The following is a 22,287-nucleotide window of genomic DNA, read 5'->3' on the forward strand; positions in this document are numbered from 1 at the left end:
GTGCTTTTCGGATGCGCAAATCGCGAGCTGAAAGCGCCGTGCGGGCCTTTGGCGTATGCCCGTGCCGACGAATGCGGCGCGCTGAAGCCGGTCAATTCAACGCCGTTCGCCAGCATCATTGACGAGGATCCATGAACGGTCTTGCCGAAAGCATTCTCGGTGGCATTGACAACATCGGCGAGGACTTCGTCCGCACCGTCTATATGCAGTTAGGCAATGCGATGGGCAACGTCTTCACCCTCATGCTGACCCTCTATATCGTGTGGTGGGGCTATTCGATCCTGAGCGGGCGAGAGTCAATTTCGCCAATCGAAGCGGCTTATCGCCTCGGCCGCGCCGTCATCATCTATCTGCTGCTGACCGGATGGGGGACATTTTCGGCAACGATTTACCAGCTTGTTCAAAGCATTCCGGATGAGGTCGGTAAGGTGATCGTTGGCGCCGTGTCGCGAGCCACCGGCAACCAGCTCAGCGATCAGGCGGCAATCCCAGCGCTGATCGACAATCTCTACAAAGGGGCGCAGGACGTCGCCAATCAGGTCTACAGCGGATCCTTCTATGACATTTTTGGCGCGCTCTTGTCGTTGCTGGTTCTGCTGTCTGCCATCATCTTCGCAGCGCTTGCCATTGCCGCGATCATCGCCGCCAAGGTGATGTTGTTCATCACGCTCGCTCTGGCGCCGATATGGATCATTCTTTGGCTTTACCGCTGGTCCTCGCGCATGAGCGAAGGCTTCCTTTCGCTGACCACCTTTCTGATGATCCAGCAAGTCCTGATCTACGGATTTCTCGGCTTCTACTTTTCGCTCGTCAATGCGGCGCTGAACACCGCCACGTCCGGTGGAGCGACCATGGACAGCAAGATGTCGCTGGTGCTGCCGCTGGTGCTGGTGACGATCATCGGGATCTACGTTCTCATGCAGATACCCTCGATTGCTTCGATCCTGAACGGCGGCGGGTATCTCAGCACCGTGGGAGCTCGCTACTCCTATGGGACCTTCGGCAGGAATGCCGTGCGCTACGCCGGTGCACGATGGGCCGCCGGCCGCGCCGCTCGGGGCGCCCGGCAGCTCGCGGCAAACAGTTTTCGATCGTCCCGAGCAGCCAGGGCGGATGCCGCAACCCGGAGCGCCATCCAGCAAGGTGCCCGCGATAACTCCAGGCCACTGGCCTAACGAGAACACAACGATCACCGATCGCGGCTCTGGATCAGAATGCGTCGCGCAAACGAGGCAGGAGTAAAGTGTCAACTCCACTGGAAACGGTTACTGAAAGCGGCGAGCTCGTCGACAAGCGCTATTACAGGGCGGGCGCGACCTGGGAAGACGACACGCACAGGTCAATGCGCCGATCGCGTACATTGGCCTGGATCGTCAGCGGCGTTTCCGGACTGGTCGCGGTGCTGTCGCTGCTCGCGCTCGTGCTGATCCTGCCGCTTCGGCAGTTCGAACCGTACGTTGTCGAGGTCGACAAATCGACGGGCTACCTCGAGATCATGCGCGCGCTGAAGCCTGGAGATTTGTCCCAGAACGAAGCCGTCACGGCGGCGAACCTTGTGCGCTACATCAGGGCCCGCGAAACCTACGATTCCCGTGAACTGAAACAGAATTACGACCTGGCGCAGCTCTACTCCACCGACGCCGCGTCCAAGGATTTGACGTGGCTTTATACGCCTGCAAACCCACAATCGCTGGACAAGATTTTTGGCCGCAATGTCACCATTTCCGTCGAGATCAAGTCGGTTTCCCTGCTCAATCGCAACACGGCCTCGGTGCGCTTTGCCACGACGACCCGGCGGGACAATTCGTCCACCGCCGACAATTGGGTAGCGGTGATAAAATTCCGCTACACCTCGACGCCGCTCAAGAACGAATGGCGTTTCGACAACCCGTTGGGATTTCAGGTTACGGATTACCGCCGCGACCAGGAATCGGCACCGGCCGCGGGGAGCCTGCAATGAGATGGCGCGTGAGCCTCGCCTTGTCGGCCGCCCTTCTGCTCGGCACGATGCACGGCGCGGCCGCACGCGACGGCCGCATCCGATATGTCACCTTCAACAACGACGACGTGACGTCGGTGCGCGCCGCTCTTGGGATTTCCACGATGGTCGAGCTCAGCCCGACCGAAGTCATCGAAACCGTGTCGGCTGGCGACACGAAAGGCTGGTCGATCATCCCCAAACGCGGATCGCGATTTCTGTTCGTCAAGCCGCTGGAGCGCGATGCGTGGACCAACGTCAACGTGGTCACCAACCGGCGCGTCTATTCCTTGCTGTTGCAGGCGACTGACAATAGCCGTGACCGGGCATCCTTCCAGGTCCGGTTCAAATACCCGGACGAGGATATCAACGCGCGGCTGCTCTCACAGGCCAAGGAGAGCGCCGCCGATCCGGATTTGAAGGACCTGAACTATGCCGACCTCAACTACGACTACGCCTACAAGGGCGACGACAGCCTGAAGCCGCGCACCGTATTCGACGACGGCACCAAGGTGTTTCTGGAGTTCAAGGGCGACATTCCGGCGATCTTCGTTGTCGACGACAAGCGTCAGGAGTCGCTGGTCAACGTTCGCACGCAGGGCAAATACACCGTCATCGACAAGGTCGCACGGCAATTCACCTTGCGGGCCGATGGCAAGACGCTCTGCCTCTACAACCGGGCGCGACCCAACGCAATCGATCCGGTCGAGCAGGTCTACGGTCCAACGAAACTGACAGGTGGTTCCACCCTGTTCGGATCCAGCGGAGCGCGGTGATGACGCAGATCGATTATAACCAACTAGACGGCAGCCCGACGGTCTCGCGCCGTGGTGCGGGCGTCGGTACCAGGATCGCGCTGGTCGGCCTCGGCGTGGTGCTGGTTGGCGCGCTGATATGGCTGAACTGGCCCCGCGAGCCTGTGTCGCGCGACGTTCCCAGCGATGGCGAGGAAAACTTCAACCCGCCCGAGTTCCGCCCGCCGGCGTTGAACGAACCGCCGCAACCTGCCGACGGCACGATCGACCAGATCGTGGTGCCGCCACCGGCCGCCGACCAGGGTGGCACGCAACAGGCTGACAATGTCGATCAGACGGTGCAGGAGGGCCCGGACCTTGACGCGCAGCGGCGCGCGCTGGAGGCACAAATGGTTGCCGAGGAGGCCGAGGCGGAAGAAGCCCGTCGCAAGGCCGCGGCTGAGGACGAGGCTCGCCGCAAGGCTGAAGCCGCCGAGCGCGAAAAAGCGGTGTGGGAACGCCTGCGGTCGAACCAGATGGTGACGAATGATCAAACCGGCTCGACAGATGCCGGCGCCCAGGCGGCGCAGATCGAAATCGCGCCCGACGGTCAGATCGTCCCGGTCCCCGGCGCGGACAGTGATCCTAACAAGGCATTCCTGGCGCAGTCGGAGGCAAGTTCTTCCGGCATTGTAAAAGCCAGGGCCTTCCGGCGTACCGACGCGTTGATCCCCGAAGGAACGATCATTCGCGGCTATTTGGAAACCGCTGTTAACACCGACCTTCCCGGCGCCGTGCGCGCAGTCGTGCGTGAGGATGTCTTCTCGCTCGACGGCAGGCGGATCCTCATTCCGAAGGGCTCGCGCCTGACCGGGGAATACCGCTCGGGGCTTGCGCGCGGTCAAAAGCGTGTTTTCATCGTCTGGAGCAGGGTCATTCGCTCGGACGGCATTTCCGTCGATATCAAGTCGCCTGGGGCCGACGCGCTCGGCCGCGGCGGCATGGGCGGCCGTGTCGATACGCACTGGGTTGAACGCTACGGAAACGCCATCATGCTTTCCGTCGTTGGCGGTGTCTCTGAATATCTATCCTCGCTTGGCGATAGCAGCCAGAATGGACAACAGCGCCAGGTGTCGACGGTCGATCCCGTGACCGGTGAGACCACGACCGTAACTTATGGCGGCAATGGCTCGCAGCGGGACGCCCGTAGCATCGCCTTCGACAAATCATCGACCGCCCTGCAGCAACTCGCGCAAGAGGCGTTTCGCGACACGCAGAACATTGGCCCGACAGTCTACGTTGACCAGGGCACATCGATTGTCGTGCTGGTGCGGCGAGACCTCGATTTTTCGGACTTATACGCCGACCCCGTTCAGGAAGAAGTGGCGCGCCTCAAGGCAGGTGGGCGGCCGAGGACAGCAATCGATCCGACGCCTCTTTACGCGACTCCAAAGGATCATTTCTATTCCGGCTATGGGAGCCCGGTGAAATGAATGCCGTGCATCCTCTCCCCGACCCTTGGGCAAGAGCCCCGGTCCTGCGCGCTCATCTGGAACCGATATGGCCCTATCTGAACGAAGATGCGGTTTCCGAGATTGCAATCAACAGACCGGGTGAATTGTTCATCGAACGCCTCGGCGCGAAGGAAATGGAGCACGTCGTCAAGCGCGAGGTCACGTCCGGCTGGATTAGGCATATCTCGACCGGCGTTGCCTCGGCGACAAATCAGGTCATCAACGAAGAAAAACCGATCCTGTCGGCGGCTCTACCTTCGGGTGAGCGCATCCAATGCATCTTGCCGCCGGCGGCTCCCGAAGGCGGGGCGATTTCGATCCGCAAGCAGGTCATCATGGATATGAGCCTCGATGCCTACAACGATCTCGGCGCATTCGAAAACACGGCAATGGGCAGCGGCCTGGCGCTTTCAACCGAAGAAAAGCGACTTGTCGAGATGCTGCACGACACGTCGCCGATGGACTTCCTGCAATATGCGGTGCGCAACCGTGTCTCCATCGTCGTTTCAGGCGGTACGTCGACCGGCAAGACGACGTTCTTGAATGCACTCCTGAAGGAGATCCCGGCCCATGAACGGATCATCACGATCGAAGACACCCGTGAACTGCGGCTGCCGGCCCCCAACAACGTCACCCTGATAGCCTCAAAGGGCGACCAGGGGCTTGCCAAGGTCTCAGCGCAACAGCTGCTCGAGGCCTCGCTTCGCATGCGGCCCGACCGTCTGCTGTTGGGCGAGTTGCGCGGCGCTGAAACCTTCGCGTTCCTCCAGGCGATCAACACCGGCCACCCGGGTTCGCTTACGACCGTTCATGCCAATTCCGCCCGGTCCGCCTACGAGCGCCTGGCGCTGATGGTCATGCAGGGCAGCTCGGGCCTCTCACGAAGCGAAATTCTCGACTATCTGCGCGAGGTCATTCCGGTGGTCGTCCAGATGGTCCGCACCGAAGGCGGACAGCGCGGCGTCAGCGAGATCAAGTTCACCAAGGCGGAGACGATCTAGCGAGCCCACCCATGCAGAAAATCGCAACAGCAATTTTCATGATACTCATGGCGATGGCCTTGGGCGCCCTGGCCTTCACGGTCGCCTATGCCGCGACGGATTGGTACCGGACCGGCTCCCACTTTCTGTTCGACCAGTTGAACGCCAATCCTCTGCCGGTCGTTCGTCTGGCGTGGGCGGACACGATGTCGGGGAATTTTAGCAGGATACAATACGCCGTTGCGGCAGGAGCATTAGGGTTTCTCTTGCCACTGGTCAGCTTGTTTCTCATGCGTCCGAGAAAGCGCAATGACTCTCGCTTCATGACTATGAGCGACGTATCGAAAACCGGGCTGACGAAAGTGGGCGGCGTCTTCGTCGGTCGAGCCGGCGGCAGGCTTGCCGAAATTCTTTCACCCGGCCGCGATCAGCGCTCCGGCAAGATTCGCTTGACGCAGCGCAAGCTGATCGGCGGCAAGAAATTGTGGATTGATGGCGATGATGTTGGCGGCTTCGTCATAGGGCCGCCGCGGTCCGGTAAAGGTACGTCTCTCATCATCCCGAACGCCTTGACCTGGCCGCATTCGCTCGTCGTTCTCGACCTACGGGGTGAGACCTATGCGGCGACTGCTGGTTACCGTTCGACCATGAGCCGCGTGGTGCGTTTCGCGCCGGCTGATCCGGACGGCAATACCGCATGCTACAATCCGATGGACTTCATCTCGCTGGACTCGGCACAGCGCGACATCGACCTTCGCAACATCGCTGCGGCGCTGTTTCCGCGCCCCCCCTCGAACGCAGATCCCTATTGGGTCAACGATGCCCGCCTCCTCTTTACGGGCATCGCATCCTTCGTCATGGAATCGCCTGCGATCCCGAACGAGACGAAGACCTTCTCCACAATCCTCGAGATCATGAACGGTGCTGAGCAGCCGCTCCTGGAATTCATCGGCTCGCTGCGCGAGGAACGCCGCCGCGAATGTTCGCATTTCACGCTGCAAACCCTGTTGCCATATTTTGAGATGTCTGAGCGGCAGTTTTCCGGAATCTACGCCGGCGTCCGGACCGGCATGGCCCCCTTCCTCAACGAGCGCCTGATGCGAGCTACGTCGCGCAGCACGTTCGATATTCGCATGCTCAAGCGTGACCGGATTTCTCTCTATCTCGACGTGCGGCGCGAGCAGATTACGTCGCTTGGACCGTTGTTCAACGTCCTGATTACGCAGATGATGAACTTCATGTCGGAAACCATGCCACGTCCGGAAGAGCATCCGGTGCTTGTGCTGCTCGACGAGTTCCAGAACCTCGGCAAGCTCGAGAACGTGACCGAAATGGCCAGTGTGCTAGGCGGTAATAGTGTTTCCATGTGGTTTTTCGTGCAGTCGCTGAAGGCTGTAGACGAGATCTATCGCCAGGAAGGGCGCAAGACGCTTATCAACGCGGCTCGCGTGCAGATCTTTTTCGGCGCGCAGGACGCTGACGATCTGCGCTACGTTTCCGAGCAGCTCGGCGAAACGTCGGACGTGCAAAAGGACGTGACGCGCACCAAGGCAACGTTGTTCGACACCTACTACACGCGCTCGGAGCACCGCAAGCAAGTGCGGCGGCCCCTCATGAGGCCGGATGAAATCCGTACGCTCGATAAGAACAAGGTCATCATATTGCCCCGTGGCGAACTGCCAATCCTTGGAACGCGCAATTTCTATTTCGCCGACGGCCAGCTCGCCAAACGCGCGTTCATGCCCCTGCCCGCCTCTACCGACTCTTCGCGCACGAAAAGCCCTGCGTTGGACCTCTCTGCGGCGGTTCCATCTCCTGCGCTCCCGACGATTGTGCCGACAGCACCCGCGTACCGCTCCGGCCTCTTGCAGACCCGCGTACGGCGCGGCGCGACATTCGCAGCAAAAGCCGGCCGTATGGCTCCGCCGCGCGGCCGGCGCACAATCGTAAAGGAACGGCCGAAAGCCGACGCTGCAGTCGCGCCAGTCTATCCCGCCATAGATTTTTCCGCGTTGGCGGCCAAAGCGGTAACAACACGCATAGCGCCCGAAAAAGAATCGGCGGTTGCGGCTATCCTAAACAGGGTGCGATCTCTCCGAGCTCACGCATCCGACACCGAGGCTTTCGATCGAAATTTGAGCGTCGTCGAAGATACTTTGCCTGATGTAGTCGATGGGTAGGCTAGCATTCCGATGCGGCGGAGAGGTCATTGTCTATCGTGCCTTTGTCGCACGAAATCGTCGACGACACATGCCTCAACAGGTGTCTCAAGAATCCGCGTCGAACTCAATCGCGAATCCTGCGTCGATGGCACTTCGCGCAATGAGATCGCCAAGTTCCCAATCCGTGAGTTCGCAAAGCGGAAATGTTCCCCTTACGGCGTGGCTAACCTCGGATATCGAAATGCACGGCCTGACGACACCGTCGATAAGGTAGCGGACAATCGCCTGGCGAACGTCCGACAAGGTAGGCCTCTGCGCGAGCGCAGGCATCTATGGCCTACGAATGGAGCCGTGGCTCTACGCCATCGGCTGTTTTTGCATCGAAAGCGACGGGCACACCGTGAATGATGGATGCCGCTGCCAGCAACTCCTCCAACTCGTGGTCGGTAGCCTTGCATGCGGGCATGAGAGTTCTAATAGCGCGGATCGACTGTGCGATGGACAGGAACTGGGCCTTGCCTCTGGAACGGACATAGGCCTCTGCCGCCTTTTCAACCGTGACTGTGTGAAAAGTGCTGGTCATCGAGAATGCCTCCCTAGAACCCTCAACACGATTTACGGCACGAATTCGGTAGCCTGCAAGGGTTTGTCCGATTCAGGACAATTAGGTGGAGGCTAGGCCGAAGTGACTTTGCTCCTCCTCTCCGTAAGCACCATGTGTGAGTTGGATCATTCCAACGCGGTCGACAATCGTGATCTCGCCGCGCCTGGCGTGAACCAGCCCCCGATATTCAAGCATTTGGAGGGCAGTGGTGACACCGGGTCGCCGGGCGCCAAGCATGGTCGCCAGAAATTCATGCGTCAGGTAGATCTTGCTTCCTTCGACGCGGTCTTGGACCATCAGCAACCAGCGGGCCAACCGCTCCTCGATTTTCGAATGGCCGTTGACGAGTGCGGTCCGGGAGGACTGGATAAGGAACGCGTGGGCATAGCGCAGCAGTGACTCGCGAAGGGATTGGCTCGCCGCAATCGCAGAGCGAAGGGCTTCAACCGGGAGGATCCAGCCATTACCGGCGACCTGGATATAGGTTTCGTTGGGAGACCTGTCCTGGCCGAGGATAACGGCCACTCCGGTCATGCCGTCATGGCCGACGATGCCGACTTCACTTTGCCGCCCACCGGTCATGGTGGCGACTACCGACGCGATGCCCATCTCTGGAAAATACACACGCTCGATCGGCTGATATGAGACTTCAAGCTGGGCTTTGATACCGAGTTCGACGTGATGCATTGACGGCTGCAGTAGCTCGAAATCCTCCGGGGAGAGGGTTTTCAATACATGGTTGCGAAGAAGGGATTGGGGCATGGCTCTCTCCCATACGGGCAAGAGCACGTACCTCTTACTGTCGGCTGCGTCCGAAGGATCTGGCGACCGATGCGACAGCATAGGCTTCAAATGCGTGACTGGCAAAGAATCCGCCGCTGGCGAAAAGCTGGGGAAAGTCGGCTCCCTCGGTGGAGGCCCAACCGGGGTTTTAAGGCCGATGGCAGAAAGCGGATACGCTGCGGCGGCATTCGAGGGCACGTTCCTGCTCTTAATTATTGCCAGTGAGCTGTGTGCGCAGATTGGGAAGGTGGAAGGTCCGGAGGCAGGAAGCACGGCCTCAGGCCGATGCGCTCAAGCGGGTCGGCAAAATGATCGCGAAAAGCTCGATACGGTCTGCAGTGAAACTAAAGAAGTAGTCGCGCGTTGGACGCAGATAACGCTGTTTCGTCTTGAGTGTGGTTTAGGTCAGAAGGGTCAAGCCAACGTCGCGTAGGGCAATCAATGGATCAAGCGCTAGTGAAGCGAAGTCCCACGCTCGTGCCGAGGTCACTTTAGCGCCGCCCGCTTTCCGGCCGGTCCAGCTCGCAACGCTCGTGGACACAGTTCCTGCCAGCGATCGTTGGATCCATGAGATGAAATACGACGGCTATCGTATTCTCGTTGCCGTCGGCGGTGGCAAGGCGCGAGCCTATACAAGATCTGGTCTGGACTGGTCTAGCCGTTTTCCCTCGATCCTCTCCGAGGCTTGCAGGCTCAAGGTGCGCTCCGCCCTGATTGACGGCGAGGCCGTGGTTGTCGATGCGGATGGAAGATCTAACTTCCAGGCGCTTCAGAATGCATTGAAGGGTGCCCCGGCGACTATCGACTTTTATGCGTTCGATCTGCTGCAGCTCGACGGCGAAGACCTGACTAGGCTTCCTCTCCTTGAGCGCAAGGCGAAACTGGAGGCGATCTTGCCCGCGAAAAATCCCGTCCTTCGCTACTCCGACCATATCCTCGGTCGCGGAGAAGAGTTGCTCGATCGTTTCTGCGCAGCCGGTCTTGAGGGCGTCATTTCAAAGCTCGCGGACTCGAGTTATGTGGGAGCCCGCGGCGCAAGCTGGCTGAAGATCAAATGCATCAGGCGGCAGGAGTTTGTGATTGTCGGCTGGACGCCGTCCGACAAGGTCCGAGCTTTTCGGTCCTTGATCCTTGGCGTTCATGACGGCGGCAAGCTGCGTTACGCCGGGAAAGTCGGCACCGGCTTCGATACCGCTGAACTTCTTCGTCTCTTGAAGATCATGGCGCCGCTTGAGCAGAAGGCCGCGACCGTCGACGCACCACGCGCCGAAGTGCGCGGCGCACACTGGCTCCGTCCGAAACTGGTCGCTGAGATTGCTTTCACCGAAATGACAAATGAAGGGACATTACGACATCCGAGCTATCTTGGTCTCCGCGAAGACAAGAAGCCGGAGGCGGTCGTGGTCGAGATGGAACGTCATGCAGCCGATCTCGCCGCGTCTGCGACAACCGTCGCGATAAGTAACCGTGACCGCGTGATCTATCCGGATTCCAACATCACCAAGGGACAGCTCGCCGACCATTATACGGCGGTCGCGGCGATCATGCTTCCTTGGGTTGGCAGCCGGCCGATCAGTCTGGTTCGATGCCCACAGGGCCGCGCGAAGAAGTGCTTCTTCCAAAAACACGACGCCGGCAGCTTTGGCGACAAAGTCCACCACGTCGGCATCACGGAGAAGGACGGGCACGAGGAACCATATCTCTATATCGACGATGCCGAAGGACTGATGACGTGCGTCCAGATGGGAACGATCGAGCTGCATGGATGGGGGGCTCGGATCGAGGATGTCGAAAAGGCCGACCGCCTCGTGTTCGACCTGGACCCCGATGAAGGCCTCGATTTTGAGGCTGTCCGCGCCGCTGCCTTTCAGTTCCGCGCTATCCTTAAATCGCTGGGGCTTACGACTTTCCCGATGCTGACGGGAGGCAAAGGAGTGCACATCATCGCGCCCCTCATCCCTGGCGCCGAGTGGCCCCAGGTGAAGGACTTCGCGTCTCGCCTGGCGCAGGCGGTCGCCCAGAGCGATCCGGCCCATTTCACGGCCGTGTTGTCAAAGGCGCGCCGCAAGGGTCGCATCTTTGTTGACTATCTACGCAATCAGCGCGGGGCGACCGCGATCATGCCCTACAGCGCAAGATCACGTCCGGGCGCCCCTGTGGCGGCACCGATCACGTGGGCGGAGATGAAGACAATAGATGCGCCCTCACATTTCCACGTGGGCGATGCTCCTGAATTAAAGAAACGCGCAGCCTCCAAAGCTCTGGCTGGATGGGGTCGCGCTGACCAATCCTTGCCCAATCTGTAGCGTCCGACGCGGGAAGAGTCAGTAAAGCCAGCATTCAAAGGGCAACGCGGCGCTCATGGCCCTGCCTGATTGGAACCTGCGGAGATCGGCCTCGTTTGGCTGAAGCCATGGCAAAAATCGATCCGATGACCGTCGCCAATCTTTTGAGGGAATATGCGCAACGGGCGTCCATGCGCGGCGACAATCCCTATCGCACAAAGGCATACCTGCGCGCCGCGGACAGTCTCACGGCGCTATCGCAGCCGCTTGATCGGATCATCGCCGCCGGCGCCCTCACCAAGATCCCGGGGATCGGTGATGCTATCGCAGATATCGTGACCAAGCTTTACCAAACCGGCACGCACCCGAGGCTTGAGAAGCTGCGCGAGGATGTTCCAGCGGGCGTGATGGAGCTGTTTGCCATACCCGGGCTTCGTCCCGATAAGATACTGAAGCTTCATCAGGCGCTCGGCGTGAACTCGCTGGCGGAGCTCGAGGCCGCGGCAAGAGAAGACCGCATACGCCCGGTCAAAGGACTCGGCGCTGCGCTTCAGACAAAGCTCCTGCAGAACCTGGCCATTGTGCGAAGCGGCGAAACGCAACTTCACCTGCACAAGGCCGCCGCTCTTCTCGAACATGCGGTCATATCGGTGAAGCAAGAGCATCCAGAGTTTTCGCGCGTCGAAATTGCAGGTGACTTCCGGCGCGGTTGCGAACTCGTTTCCGACTTCGCCCTGGTAGCGCAGGCCGAAAAATCGACTTGTATCGAGGAGACGACCCTCAGGCTTGTTGTCACGGACAGGAAGCACTTTGGCGCGAGCCTGCTCGAAGCGACCGGTTCGGCAGATCACCTTGAGCAACTGAAGACGTTCGCGGCCAACAAGGGATTCACCCTAAATGCCGACGGGCTTCATCGCGGGAGAAAGCTGATCGCGTCAGCGACAGAAGAAGAAATGTACCAAGCTCTAGACTTGCAGTTTATCGAGCCAGAATTGCGCGAAGGTAGGGGCGAGATCGAGCGAGCGGCAAAGCACAAGCTACCCGCTCTCATTCGGGATGAAGATCTGCATGGCATCCTGCATTCTCACACGACCGCATCCGATGGCACCGAAACGCTTGAGGCAATGGCTGAAGCCACGCACAGGCGCGGTTTCGAATACTATGGTGTCGCCGATCATTCGCAGTCCGCTCACTACGCAGGCGGCCTTTCGTTGCAGGAGATTGCTGAACAGCACCGCGAAGCTGACGGGCTGAACAAGGCATACAAAGGAAAATTTCGCATACTGAAGGGCATCGAGGCGGACATCCTGGCGGATGGCTCGCTCGATTACCCGAATGATATCCTGGAGCAGTTCGATTTCGTCGTCGCGAGCGTGCACAGCCGCTTCAAGTTGCCCAAGAAGGAGCAGACGGAGCGTATCATTGAAGCGATCGGAAATCCTCGGACGACGATCATCGGGCACATGACCGGTCGCCAGCTGTTGCGCCGGCCCGGTTATGATCTCGACATCGACAGAGTCCTCAAAGCGTGTGCGAAACACGGCGTCGCTGTCGAAATCAATGCACATCCGTGGCGACTCGACCTCGACTGGCGCTGGCATCAAAAGGCACTCGATCAGGGCTGCATCTTCAGCATCAATCCGGACGCTCATTCGATCCGCGAACTCGACCACATGCATTGGGGTGTCGAGATGGCGCGCAAGGGCGGAGTCCCTGCGAAGCGGGTCTTGAATACGATGCGTTTGACGGCACTCCTTGCGCATCTCGCACGCCGCAGGCAAACGTTCTGACCTGCTTGTGCGCCCGGCCTATCAGCGCAGGAGTCCGTCATTCTCGAAATCTTCCCAGCCGCGCAAACTGGAGTCCGAGTTCTCATCGGGGCCATAGCCAGCTGAAGCAGCAGTTCCGCGCCCTCTTCTTTGAGCGCGTTTCATAGCGGCCTTCCCAGCGGCTCGCCGCCTATTCTCTGCAGCCGTCGCTGCGTCCTGTTCGCGCCAGACCGTGACCAGGTCGCGGTCAAGCACATCCTCCACGTGCTGCGGGTCGAACACGTGAAAGGTGATGTTCCTTGCCCGCCCGCGGAGTTTCACCGTTTTCGTCCCGGCGCTCTGCAAGCGACCATCTTTCAGCCAGCGGTGCCGTTCGGCCGTCGAGATCGTCAAAATGTCCTCGATTTCACGGGGGATTACGGGCAGGTCTTCGATATTCTGCAGTGCGTTTGATACGATCCCGAATACCACCCGCACATCATTCTCCGCGCCCTCAGACAGGCGCAGGGTAAGCACCCGGGACTCGATATGGAGCAGTTTCCTGAACTCCGTCGGAAGTCGAGCGCGTATTTCGAGAAAAATGCCCCTCGCTCTGACGGACGATCCAAGCGTTGCAGCCGGGGTTAAAGGCCACTCTCCAATCAGCTTCGCTATTGCATTGAGTTTTCGGCGCTTGGACATGCCCCTTTATATAGGGCACCGATTGTCGGCAGCGTGAGCTGATCGCAAAGCCAACATGAGTTTAATCCGCCAGCGGTCTCAACCACGATGCCTAAAGGCGCAACCACGATTGTTGGCGGGGCCGCTTGCAACTTCGGCTAACGGGAAGCGGCAGAGTTTATCTCACAGAGTGCGTTGCCGCGGCTTGGGGCCGATAGCAGACACTAATACGCTGCATCTGATGGAGGCGGGTCAATGAAGACGGGGAGCTCGCAGCGATCAACAGACGTATGCTTTGGAGCATCTGGATCGTCACCCTGAACGGCAGAAACGAAGGCGTTTTGCTGCCATCCAACTGATCATTCTATGACGAATGCGTCGATTTGATAGACCGCCACGCGAGGACGCTAGGTTGGCCCTTGCTCAACGCTCGTAATCGTTGTCGTTTGAGCGCTGCGTCTTGCGGTCGTGCTCTTCAGCCTGCTGAGCCTTCTGCTTTTTGGCGTCCTTCTGCTTGGCTCTTACCTTCTCCTGCTCGGTGCCGGTGCGCGGCTGCTCCGGCTCGCGGGGATCGTCCCGAGTTGGAAGATCCCGACCGCGCACCTCGCGCTCGGGGATCGGCTCGCCACCGCCGCCACCACGACGCTGCTGCTGCCGCTCGAATTGCAGCCGCGCCAGACGGTCGTGCATCTTGTCGTTGACCTCTTCACGATACTGTTCGAACTGTCCTTGATGCGCCGGCGGCAGCGTCTCGCGCATGTTGTCGAGAGCCTGATTGACGCGGGCCATCTGACGCCGCATTTCCAAGGGGGTTTGCGCCATGTCCAAATCTCCTATCAGTGCATTCAATTCTCTCATACCGGGATGGGACAGGAAAGACTTCTGCCCCAATTGATCAGCTCCGCGACCCGCAGCAGGACCTGGTTGCCCCTCCCCTGTTCGATCGCGGCGGAACTGCAGAAAATTGTTGCCGATCGACTCCGCTGCCGTGAGAGCCTGACCGACTATGCCCGCGGTCCGCATCGTCGTCACAGTCTTTTGCCATGCGGCAGCGATTGCATCGCCGTTCACGACTAGGGATTGTCCATCCAAACGGCGTTGCCGCTTGGCCTCCACTCGCTCGATCGTCCTGGCGCTGACCTGGTAGCGCGGATCGCTCTGGGCGCGGCTATAAGCTCCAGCATGCTCCTTCGTGAATGGCCGTGTCATCGCATGATCCATGCGCCGCGTCGCCACCATCGCAATGCCGTTCTCGCGTGCTTTTTCCGCAAAAGTCTCGCGCCAAGCTGCGAGATCAGGCTTGTAGAATTTCAGGCGCTCGCCGTCGGCTGACCGTGCCTGCACCATCGCATGGATATGGACGTGCTTGGTGTCCTTGTGATGCGCCAGGACGAACTTGTATCCTGGCGCGCGCTCCTCGAGCACGGCGCGCGCCGCGGCCATGACGGCGTTGGCATCGGTGCCGGCTCTTGCCGAGAAAAGCAGGTGATAGGCATTGCGGCGCTCACGCCCCGAAAACTGCGGGCGCCATTGTTCGTAGACCGCAGCCGCCGCCTTGGTGGAATTCTTCACCCCGGGCACAGCCTCGCGATTTGCGTGGCGGACGTGGCTGTGGGTGCGGATGAACTTCTGCAAGAAATATTTCGCTTTGGGTTCACGGCTCACGGCCGCCATCACCTCTGCCTTGGCGACCACCCTCGCCGCGCCCATGGCTTCAGACAAGCGCGCCTCGATCTTCTCGAGCGCCTTGCTGCGCGAATTTTCCCGACCGCCGGCCAGCACCTTGGCGAGCGGCCCGGCCCGCTCATCGGTGTGCGCGTAAACCTGAACCGTTTGTCCATCCTGCGCATAGATGAACGGTTTTGCACCGAAGGCGTTGTTCAATGCCTCGCTCACGGCGGCATCGGTGATCTCGCCGGCGAGCTCGAAACGAACCTCGATAAAATTGGTGTTTTCCAGGGGTGGTTCGAACGTCTCGCAAAACGTTTCCAGGAACGCCTTTCGTGCGCCGCCTGTCGCAAGGACCTGCCCGTCCTCGTCAAAAATCTCGATGTCGTGTTTCTCGCCTTTTTCGTCCTCGCGCTTCCCGATGTAGTTAAGCAGCCGCGCGGCGGCTTCCTTGGTCGACGGAGGATTGGGCATGACTTTAAACACGGCAGGCTGCGCACCCGCCGCATAGCCTGCCCGTGCCGCCACGGCCCGCGCCTGATAGCCCGCCCGCGCTGCTCGCCCTGTACCGCTCGGACGAACAGCACCACGGCCACGGCCTCCGCCGCCGCGCCGCTTCCAGTCTTCCTCCTCCTCTTCCGGCCGGAAACCGGCGAGCGTGGCGCCATAGACCATGATCGGCGCGCTAGCGGCCTTGGGCGAGCTCGCAGCAGCAACGGACTTCGGTGCACCGCTGGAGACGGAGCTCCCCACCACTCCTGTTACTCCCGGCGAAGAACGAGGGGCGCTCCTGCCGCCACCTACGGTCGAGCCGGTTTGTCCTTGCCCGAGGCGTCCGCCGCCACCGGTCAGTTGATAACTCTTCATCGCCTGGAATTCGCCAGCCTCGCGTCGGGCGCCCGTCAGTGACTTGTCGTCGTCCAGCTCCTCACGCTTCACGCCGGACTCGCCCCGCAGATAGCGTTCTATTTCGGCAGCGTAGCCAGCAAGACGACCGCTCATGGCTTGGCCTCCCTAGCCTTGCGAGACGCGACGGTCATCGTTTTCAGTTCCTCGCGAAACTGCCGCACGAGGTCGCCCACCGCGACCAGCGCCTGTTCAAGATCCTCGTCGTGGGCAACACGGCCGTCGTTCATCGCGCGCACGGCCTGATTGAAATTGATGCCGACGCGCCGCAGCTGATCGGTCATGTCCACGATCGCCGGCCGCAACGCCTCTGATGCGATAGGCAGATGCCCGACCTCTGCCCGCACGAGACGCCGCACGACCTCGCTGACGGTAACCCCATCCCGCTCCGCAATGGCTTTGAGGTTGGCCAGCTCGTCAGCCGAAAACCGGATGTGCGTCACCTCGCCATAGCGTCGTGACGCGCTCTTTACCGCTGCTTTCTGGGCGTCTGCATCCATCTCTCAAGCCCGCTTGCGGGCGCTAAGGCCCGCCAGGGCCGCGCCGCCTATTTTGTGTGTATCACAAAATAGGCTATCCTGCCATTAGAAAGAGGGGGAAATTGTAGATACGGGCGGGGTTTTCTCACCAGCCTAGTTGTCAGCGGCAGCAGCGCGGGCGAAATGTTCCCATCGTGATTTGATGCGATGTGTCTATGATGTGCTGACGACTTGTTTCCATGTTAACATGGAAACATCGGCCTGAGATGCGTAGTTGGAAAGCGTAGTCGGAAATGCGCAGTCGATGGGTCACCCGGACCCCCTTCTTCCCTGAAGATAGCAGCTGCGCAAAACTCCCCCTTGAGCGAGCCCTTCGGTGCGCGCATGGGTTGTCAAACCAGTCTTCCCCGTCGACAATGTCACCATGTTTCGGACCGTGATTGTGCTTCATGTGTCCACGATGACTTGTTTCCTTGTTAACATGGAATCAAGGAGACAACGCGGGAAGGAGGCCCCATGATCATCTCCGCTGCGATCCCAAAGGGTGGCACTGGCAAATCGACGATGCTGCGCACCCTCGCATCCGTCGCGCTGCATAGGGGCTATTCGGTCACTCTTATCGACGGCGACCGGCGGCAGAACATGAACCGCTGGTTCCAGATGCTGGGCGAAGCTGGCAATCGTCCTGACAGGCTCCAGATGGTGAGCGCGATGACGCCGCAGGAAATCCTCCGCGCGGCAGCCACTCACAACGGCGAGCGTTCCGTCGTCTTGATCGATACGGAAGGCACCACAAATGACAACCTCATGGCCGGGCTCTTCGCGGCTGACATTGTCGTCGTCCCGGTCTATTTTGCCCTCGACGATGTGACCGCCGCCATCCAGATTACCGACCACTACATCCCGCTGGCGGTCGAGAGCCGGGGGAGACCGTTGCCTGCGATATTCGTGCTGACCAAGCAGACCATCATCGATGGCAGGGCGCGAGCCCTGACCGAACTGCGCGCCATCATCCAGGCCAACGGCACGCCCATTGCAGAACACGTCCTGCACAATCGCGTTGCCTACCGCGACCTTCAGACCGGGCAGACCCTTTACAGCCCTGAGGTGCCCGACGCGAAGGCGGTTGCCGAAAGCGAAGGGGTCTTTGACGACCTTCTGCAAACCTTCATCGAAGCCACAAGGAACGCGGCATGAGTGAAGAGACCGCGCCGAAACCCGGTGACGACAAGAAGGCCCGCATGATGAAGGCGATCTCCACGCAGCCGCCCGTACTGCCGAGCATGTTCATCCCACCGAAGGTCGAGCCGTCAGGGATCAAGGAGCAAGCTACGCTACAGATGCAGGAACCGACAAAGCCGTCCCCGGCAGTCGGGCCCGATTTCCGCAAGCTGCTGCGGCAGGGTCAGAAAAAGGACCCCATCGCCGGAAAGAAGATTCGCGAGGAGGAGATGATCCGCTGCGGTTACTACCTGACGGCTGCGGAGCAGCGGCAGTTCAAGTTGCTGGCGATCAGCAACGGGCACAGCATGACCGAACTGCTGCGAAAGGCTGTGCAGGATTATATCCGCGTTCATAAGCACAAACTGCCAAAGGAATAATCGGCGGTTTGGAGTCGCTGTCGCATGCTGTGACGGGTGATGTTCGTGGCTCTTTGCGACGCGCAAAAAAGGGCCCGCGACGGAGTGTTCCGTCGCGGGCCCTGAGATGTGTTTGCCTACTCGGGTTGGTTGAGGTGTTTCAGCAGTTCACCGAGGATTCCGTCCCGTTCCGAACGATCGCCAGGTGCCGCTTTGTCCTCGACCAGCTTTGCAGCCATTTCGGGCGGCAGCGGCATGAAGTCGTAGCCGTGCGCAGTCGCGGCGTGGCGAAGATATCCAAGCGTTTCGAACGCGCGATCGTAGGTGCCAAGCCAAAGACGGGGCTCGTCGGTTTCTTCGTGGGGGAACGCTTGCAGGAAGTAGGTCCGAAGCGGTGGGTCGTAACCGATGACAGCGTCTTGGTCTGAGCGCCCCTGCCCGGTGACAGTGATTGTGTAACGGCTCATTGCAACCTCCTTTTGCCGGTGGGGAGCCGGCCCCTTGCGGGGCCGGCCAGCGATGCCTCACTGGGGGTTGTTCCAGAGGATGACCTTCTTGTTTTCCTCGCCACCCGGGGCGGGAGCGAGATTGCCGAAGATGACGCCAATCTCGGGGGCTTCGAGCTTGACCGAAAGGTATTCCTCGCCCGAACGCTGGGAGATGCGGTGCCAGCCGGCTCCGATCTCGAAGCCCGTGCGCTTGTTGACGATCCGGTAGTCGGGGGCGTCCTCGCGCGACTTGTTGGTGTTCGGGATAAGGGTGATCGGGGCGTTGACCCGGAGCGTGGCAAAGACGCCTTCCATCGAGCCGTCGGCCTTGGTGGTGAGGTTTGCGATCGTGGTGGCCATGGTAGTTCTCCTTCGGTTGCATCGGGACCATTCCCGATGGCGCCAAAGGAGAGGGCCGTCCTGCTGCGGTCATCTCGGCGAAAATTCTGGAAAATTCTATTTGCCGAAAAATTGCGGGCAGGCCCTTCGCCTGTCCGCAGACAAAAACAGAAATCGAATTTTCCTGAATATTCGCCGAGTGTACCCCCAACGGGGGTTGACCGCAGAAAGCAGGCGGTCGTCTACAAAGGCGACATGAAACGGGAATGGCCCCGGATGCGACCGAAGGAGAAGAACTCAGGCCGCCATCGCTAGATCGCCGACGCAACGCTGCCGGATCGCAGGAACATGCTGCAGCCTCCGGGTCATATCGTCGGCATTGCCAACACATCGAACAGCAGCAATGACGCGTGAACCGCCTTGCGCGTTCGGTATGGCGGCACAGCAGTTTCGAGATCGGAGCCGACTGGCAGCGAACTTCACGCCCCTCTGGGGACGATGCCTCGCAACCAGGTTGGGTGACCAAGCAAGCCAGGATGTTCGGCACGCTTGCACCCGCTTCAGGTGCGAGATGGGTCAAGATGATCATCCTGCACAACGCCCCGTGGCTCTGCGCGTGTGCCGGTTTCGAAAGGGGCCGGCTCCGGCCGTTCATACAAGTGGAGTTGGGGGCGCGGGGCCAGATCAAGCATATCGGAGATCGGACCAACCGGGCTGTCGGCGGGCCCGCGCGTACATCATCCTGGCAACGCCAGACGCTCGTCCGCCGTCATGCGGGCTTCGGCTTGGCTGCGAATGTCCGGACCGGCATGGCGAAGCATGGTGCACCAGTCTCCCACATTGTAAGTGGTCGCCATGCTGCCCTTGGCCAGATCGTAAATGACGCACGGCTTGTTCGCGATGGCGAGCCGAAGCACGTTGACGGCCGTCCCGGGTGATGCGCCGTCCCAGACCATCATCCCAAAGTCGGCGCGCCGCGCCATCTCCCGGTCTTTGGCGGCGTGGAACAAATATCCATGAGTGCCTTCAGGTGACGGGACATGGTAGGCGGCCCAGTCGCCCAGATTGTTGCGGGGTTCCTTGCCCGCATGGAAGACCCCGACATGCTCGTAATTGTAGCCCGCGAGCAGGCTCTGCGCCTCAGCATCGGCTCCAGACGCGTCGCCAATCAGCACGCCGTGCTCGGCAGCAACGATTGCGCCGATGCGAGCGATGACAGGTTCCGGCAGCTCGAATATCTCGCGTGATCCACCTATGAATATCATCGACATCGTGACTTTCCTTTCTCTCCAGCGTCCCCCGCCCCGTTGCGGCCGCCCTCCCCCCCTGGCCCTGCGCGAGGGATCGTCACCGAAGGCCGAGACGGCGAAGCCGGCTCAGGGAAGCGGCGGGACGCCGCGACGAGAGCCCGGATCCTGCAGCTGCCGGAGGCGCTACGCGCATCTGGCTAGTGGCGCTTCGCGCTGGAGCTAGTGGTCTTGTCGGCCAGCCAGAGGCTCCCGTCCTGGATCGAGCGCATGGCCGCGAAAAGAGAACGTCAATCCAGACGGCTGACGCGGCGGCCCTCGCTGCGCGCTTCGATAAAGGCGCCTGCGATCTTCATCATGAATGCCTTGCTGAAACGACCGAGGGGCTTACCGTCGGCTTCGATGTACCAGGAGCGTTCGGCAATATCGTAGTTGTATTCGTCAACCACGATCCAGCAGCGTTTGAGATCGGTCAGACCGGCGCGGCGGCACTCGATAGCGGAGACTTCCAAACCGACCCGATCGCTGGTCGGTGGCTGGGTGGTTATAGCCAGGAGCGCGAGATGGGTCAGGCCATCTCTTGCGCCGCGGACAGCGATGACCACGCAGGTCGGCCGGCTCTTGCGGCCTTCCGTTTCGCCGCGCTCGTATTGCCATGCCCAAAGATAAGGATAGGAGATCACCTGACCGGGCAGAAATCTACCGCTCATCATCGTATCCTTCCCCGCGCGCCAATCGGTCGATCTCGGCGGCGAAGAGTTCCGTGTGTTCCTCCGGCATCTCGGCGACATGGTATGCGCGGCGGGGATCGCCGCCGATGCGCATCCGTTCGTAGTGCTCGTAACTCATCAGCACGAACCGGGGTTTCCGGTGCTTGGTAAGAATAACGGGTTCACGGCTGGCAACGTCGGTGACGTCGCCAACCTGCTTGTTGAGATCCCCCGTCGTGAACTGGCGCATGGCTAGACTCCTTGATCGATCTCCATATTATCTGGATTCGCCAGATTTGCAAGAAAACGGCGCTCACGCGCCGCCCTCCGCGAACCGCCAGACGGGGATGCCGAGCCGACGGGCCTTGTCGGCAAGGTTGTCGGTAATGCCGGAGCCGGGAAAGACGATCAGGCCGTAGGGCACCACGGAGAGAAGCTGGTCGTTGCGGCGGAACGGGGCTGCCTTGGCGTGCCGGGTCCAGTCCGGCTTGAAGGCGATCTGGGTGACCTTGCGGTTCTCGGCCCAGCAGGCGGCGATGCGTTCGGCGCCGCGCGGGCTGCCGCCGTGGAGCAGGACCATGTCGGGATGCTTCTCGCGAGCCTTGTCGAGCGCGTCCCAGATCCTGTCGTGATCGTTGCAGTCGAGGCCGCCGGCGAAGGCGATCTTGGTCCCTGCTGGAACGAGCACCTCGGTTTCGGCGTGTCGGCGGGCGGCGAGGAAGTCGCGGCTGTCGATCACCGAAGCGGTCATCGCCTGGTGGCTGACCTTGGAGCCGGTGCGCGGTCGCCATGCCGATCCGGTTTGTGCCTCGTAGAGATCGGCGGCCTCATCGCGCATGATTTCGAGCACGTTGCGGCGCTCGATATAGCTGATGCCTTCCGCGGTCAGCCGCTCCAGCTCGACCGACTTCACCTCCGAGCCGTCCTGCTCCTGCTGACTCGAGCGCTGCGCCTCCTCGTTGCGGTCGAGGCTGCGGGCGACACGCTCGGCGGCACGGTGGAAGACGTTTGCGAACGACCAGAGCAGGTCGTCGAGATCGGGTTCGAGCCTGGTGTCCCCGAGCATGCCGGCGAAGGTTTCTACGATCCCGGCGAGGCCGGCCCGGATCACCTCGTCGTCGGGAAGTGGCCGAGGATCAGGTTCGTCCTGATGCGGTCGATGGCCGTACATCTGCAGTTCGAGGATGACGCGGTCGGTCGGCGAGGAGGCGTGGTAGGGCTCGTAGGCGTCGTCGAGAGGATGGTCGTAGGTCATGGCGTGTCTCCGTCGGTGGTGGGCGCGCCCATAGACGGCAGGCATGCCCAACCCCCCCCCCCCCCCCCGGCCCCCCCGCCACAGGCGCGGGCCCCGCGGACCGCCCCCCCGCCCGTTCGGCCCCGCCCCGGGGGGGGCCTGGGGCG

General features: G+C 60.7%; 22 protein-coding genes. 11 read left to right on the forward strand and 11 right to left on the reverse strand.

Annotated features, from left to right (window positions below; translation table 11 throughout):
- Positions 1-131 precede the first annotated feature (131 nt).
- The 6 genes from NKH70_RS28915 (at position 132) to NKH70_RS28940 (ending at position 7,386) form a co-directional block, all read left to right on the forward strand.
- On the forward strand, positions 132-1,175 hold the full coding sequence (locus NKH70_RS28915; protein WP_352941345.1) for a TrbL/VirB6 family protein: 1,044 nt from the start codon (positions 132-134) through the stop codon (positions 1,173-1,175).
- A 68-nt stretch (positions 1,176-1,243) separates the two neighbouring features.
- The gene (locus NKH70_RS28920) at positions 1,244-1,960 is read left to right on the forward strand and encodes a VirB8 family type IV secretion system protein (protein ID WP_352509541.1); all 717 of its coding nucleotides are present in this window, start codon (positions 1,244-1,246) and stop codon (positions 1,958-1,960) included.
- Positions 1,957-2,754 (forward strand): TrbG/VirB9 family P-type conjugative transfer protein, encoded by a 798-nt coding sequence (locus NKH70_RS28925; protein ID WP_352509543.1) that lies wholly within the window; start codon positions 1,957-1,959, stop codon positions 2,752-2,754. The genes NKH70_RS28920 and NKH70_RS28925 overlap by 4 nt, the downstream gene beginning before the upstream one ends.
- Entirely contained in the window at positions 2,754-4,205 is a 1,452-nt protein-coding gene (gene virB10 / locus NKH70_RS28930) for a type IV secretion system protein VirB10 (RefSeq protein WP_352941340.1), read from the forward strand. Before NKH70_RS28925 ends, virB10 begins: the two co-directional genes overlap by 1 nt.
- A complete protein-coding gene (gene virB11, locus NKH70_RS28935; protein WP_352509547.1) occupies positions 4,202-5,227 on the forward strand; it encodes a P-type DNA transfer ATPase VirB11 in 1,026 nt (341 codons plus the stop codon). The genes virB10 and virB11 overlap by 4 nt, the downstream gene beginning before the upstream one ends.
- Positions 5,228-5,238: 11 nt before the next feature.
- Positions 5,239-7,386 (forward strand): type IV secretory system conjugative DNA transfer family protein, encoded by a 2,148-nt coding sequence (locus NKH70_RS28940; RefSeq protein WP_352941335.1) that lies wholly within the window; start codon positions 5,239-5,241, stop codon positions 7,384-7,386.
- Positions 7,387-7,705: 319 nt separating this feature from the next.
- Here NKH70_RS28940 and NKH70_RS28945 read toward each other — a convergent pair whose 3' ends face one another.
- Positions 7,706-7,951, reverse strand: coding sequence for a hypothetical protein (locus NKH70_RS28945; RefSeq protein WP_352509548.1), 246 nt, complete (start codon positions 7,949-7,951; stop codon positions 7,706-7,708).
- Between the two features lie 81 nt (positions 7,952-8,032).
- On the reverse strand, positions 8,033-8,734 hold the full coding sequence (locus NKH70_RS28950) for a Crp/Fnr family transcriptional regulator (RefSeq protein WP_352509550.1): 702 nt from the start codon (positions 8,732-8,734) through the stop codon (positions 8,033-8,035).
- Between NKH70_RS28950 and NKH70_RS28955 the strand changes: the two genes are divergently transcribed.
- The 3 genes from NKH70_RS28955 (at position 8,733) to NKH70_RS28965 (ending at position 12,830) form a co-directional block, all read left to right on the forward strand.
- Positions 8,733-9,188: a hypothetical protein gene (locus tag NKH70_RS28955; protein ID WP_352509551.1), complete on the forward strand. Its 456-nt coding sequence runs from the start codon at positions 8,733-8,735 to the stop codon at positions 9,186-9,188. The genes NKH70_RS28950 and NKH70_RS28955 overlap by 2 nt on opposite strands.
- 4 nt (positions 9,189-9,192) lie before the next feature.
- Positions 9,193-11,061, forward strand: coding sequence for a DNA ligase D (ligD, locus tag NKH70_RS28960; protein ID WP_352509563.1), 1,869 nt, complete (start codon positions 9,193-9,195; stop codon positions 11,059-11,061).
- A gap of 107 nt (positions 11,062-11,168) precedes the next feature.
- A complete protein-coding gene (locus tag NKH70_RS28965) occupies positions 11,169-12,830 on the forward strand; it encodes a DNA polymerase/3'-5' exonuclease PolX (protein WP_352509552.1) in 1,662 nt (553 codons plus the stop codon).
- A 21-nt stretch (positions 12,831-12,851) separates the two neighbouring features.
- On the opposite strand, the gene NKH70_RS28970 is transcribed toward NKH70_RS28965, so the two are convergent.
- The 3 genes from NKH70_RS28970 to NKH70_RS28980 all read right to left on the reverse strand — a co-directional run bounded on the left by NKH70_RS28970 (position 12,852) and on the right by NKH70_RS28980 (position 16,543).
- Positions 12,852-13,490 carry a hypothetical protein gene (locus NKH70_RS28970; RefSeq protein ID WP_352509553.1) on the reverse strand — a complete coding sequence of 213 codons (639 nt, stop codon included), beginning with the start codon at positions 13,488-13,490 and terminating at the stop codon, positions 12,852-12,854.
- A 402-nt stretch (positions 13,491-13,892) separates the two neighbouring features.
- Positions 13,893-16,139, reverse strand: a complete 2,247-nt coding sequence (locus NKH70_RS28975; protein ID WP_352509555.1) for a relaxase/mobilization nuclease domain-containing protein — start codon at positions 16,137-16,139, stop codon at positions 13,893-13,895.
- Positions 16,136-16,543, reverse strand: coding sequence for a hypothetical protein (locus NKH70_RS28980; RefSeq protein WP_352509556.1), 408 nt, complete (start codon positions 16,541-16,543; stop codon positions 16,136-16,138). The genes NKH70_RS28975 and NKH70_RS28980 overlap by 4 nt, the downstream gene beginning before the upstream one ends.
- 495 nt (positions 16,544-17,038) lie before the next feature.
- Here NKH70_RS28980 and NKH70_RS28985 point away from each other — a divergent pair, with 495 nt between their 5' ends.
- Both NKH70_RS28985 and NKH70_RS28990 read left to right on the forward strand, forming a co-directional pair.
- On the forward strand, positions 17,039-17,719 hold the full coding sequence (locus NKH70_RS28985; protein WP_352509557.1) for a nucleotide-binding protein: 681 nt from the start codon (positions 17,039-17,041) through the stop codon (positions 17,717-17,719).
- Complete coding sequence (locus NKH70_RS28990) at positions 17,716-18,123, forward strand: hypothetical protein (RefSeq protein ID WP_352509559.1); 408 nt, start codon at positions 17,716-17,718, stop codon at positions 18,121-18,123. The genes NKH70_RS28985 and NKH70_RS28990 overlap by 4 nt, the downstream gene beginning before the upstream one ends.
- Positions 18,124-18,239: 116 nt before the next feature.
- Here NKH70_RS28990 and NKH70_RS28995 read toward each other — a convergent pair whose 3' ends face one another.
- From NKH70_RS28995 to NKH70_RS29020, 6 genes are all read right to left on the reverse strand, one after another.
- A complete protein-coding gene (locus NKH70_RS28995; protein WP_352509560.1) occupies positions 18,240-18,569 on the reverse strand; it encodes a hypothetical protein in 330 nt (109 codons plus the stop codon).
- 57 nt (positions 18,570-18,626) lie between these two features.
- A complete protein-coding gene (locus tag NKH70_RS29000) occupies positions 18,627-18,950 on the reverse strand; it encodes a DUF736 domain-containing protein (protein ID WP_006205585.1) in 324 nt (107 codons plus the stop codon).
- Positions 18,951-19,666: 716 nt separating this feature from the next.
- Positions 19,667-20,200 (reverse strand): hypothetical protein, encoded by a 534-nt coding sequence (locus NKH70_RS29005; protein ID WP_352509561.1) that lies wholly within the window; start codon positions 20,198-20,200, stop codon positions 19,667-19,669.
- A 266-nt stretch (positions 20,201-20,466) separates the two neighbouring features.
- Positions 20,467-20,886, reverse strand: a complete 420-nt coding sequence (locus NKH70_RS29010; protein WP_352442715.1) for a hypothetical protein — start codon at positions 20,884-20,886, stop codon at positions 20,467-20,469.
- Positions 20,876-21,136, reverse strand: a complete 261-nt coding sequence (locus NKH70_RS29015; RefSeq protein WP_352443212.1) for a type II toxin-antitoxin system prevent-host-death family antitoxin — start codon at positions 21,134-21,136, stop codon at positions 20,876-20,878. The genes NKH70_RS29010 and NKH70_RS29015 overlap by 11 nt, the downstream gene beginning before the upstream one ends.
- Before the next feature lie 63 nt (positions 21,137-21,199).
- Positions 21,200-22,141, reverse strand: a complete 942-nt coding sequence (locus NKH70_RS29020) for a DUF2493 domain-containing protein (protein WP_352509771.1) — start codon at positions 22,139-22,141, stop codon at positions 21,200-21,202.
- Positions 22,142-22,287 lie beyond the last annotated feature (146 nt).

The sequence above is a fragment of the Mesorhizobium sp. M0991 genome, assembly GCF_040318915.1.
GTDB lineage: Bacteria > Pseudomonadota > Alphaproteobacteria > Rhizobiales > Rhizobiaceae > Mesorhizobium.